Below are 1,342 nucleotides of genomic sequence, written 5' to 3' on the forward strand. Positions count from 1 at the left end.
TAACCTGATGTAATGGTCTCCTCCCTATACGGCATCTATGTGCCATGATTAAAGTGGTTACAATAATCAAAGGGAGAAGACCAAAATGAAGATTACAACAATTGGTTTAGATATAGCAAAAAGATTTTTCCATGTGGTGTGCTGCAATGAACAAGGGCGCTTAGTTAAAAAGAAAATGTTAAAGCGTGCGCAAGTGTTATCTTTTTTCCAACAACACACTACGTGTTTAGTTGCTTTAGAGGCCTGTGCAACTTCTCATTTTTGGGCTCGAGAAATCAGAAAATGTGGTCATGAGATAAAGCTTATTCCACCTCAGCATGTAAAAGCCTTCTTAGTTGGCAATAAAAATGATTATAACGATGCTTTAGCAATTAGCGTTGCTTCAAAGCAACATCATATTAAGAGTGTCTGTATAAAATCAGTTGAGCAACAAGATAACCAAGCACAGCACAAAGCGAGAGAATTAGCGGTCAGACAAAGAACGGCACTATGCAATCAAATCCGAGGCTTAACTGCTGAATACGGAATTATTTTAAATCAGGGTGTAAACACAATACGCAAAAGTATCCCCCTAATTTTAGAAGATGAAAATACCGGATTATCAGGCGCATTTAAAGCGGTACTAAAGCAGTTAGAAACACAATTGAGTAACTTAGACAGCTGCATTGAAACTTACAGTACATTAATAGTTGAAACAGCAAAAAATAATGATATTTGCCAACGGATCCAAACAATACCTGGATTTGGTCCTATGGTATCAAGCGCCTATTTCAATGAAGTTGGAAATGGCAGTAACTATAAAAGAGGCCGCGATGTTTCAGCGTCTTTAGGTATCGTTCCGCGTCAACACAGTAGTGGCGGGAAAGATACTTTACTTGGGATAAGTAAGCGAGGAAATAGCTACTTAAGGTGCCTGTTGATCCAAGGAGCAAAAGCTGTTGTCTCAAGAGCAAAAACGAAGAATGATAAATTAAGTCAATGGATAAACCGACTGGTTCAAACTCGAGGGCATAATCGAGCATGTGTAGCTTATGCCAACAAGATGGCGAGAATGGCTTGGGCTATTAGCGCTTCAGGTGAGAGTTACTCACCCGTATAAATACTCTTCAAAGAATTGCGTAAGTGGCTAAAACGATGACATAACAGGTCAAACCTGCATATTGAAAACCTATAGAGTTCAGTGGTAGTAAATACCGATAACCTGATCAGGACAATATGCGCGGATTACATCAAGGTCAGAAGTAATAATCTTCACTAAAAGACCGTATATATGACAGCAAACCTGTCCCTGCTATCGTTGAATGACACCTTGCAATACTGGAGGAGACCATATATGAACTCT

1 protein-coding gene is annotated in these 1,342 nt (G+C 39.2%); it reads left to right on the plus strand.

The genetic code is table 11. The features are described 5' to 3' along the window. Nucleotides 1-85: 85 nt before the first annotated feature. Entirely contained in the window at nt 86-1,099 is a 1,014-nt protein-coding gene (locus I6E72_RS19585; protein WP_010555531.1) for an IS110 family transposase, read from the plus strand. Nucleotides 1,100-1,342: the final 243 nt, after the last annotated feature.

Source organism: Pseudoalteromonas sp. NSLLW24, assembly GCF_015864725.1.
Taxonomy (GTDB): domain Bacteria; phylum Pseudomonadota; class Gammaproteobacteria; order Enterobacterales; family Alteromonadaceae; genus Pseudoalteromonas; species Pseudoalteromonas arctica.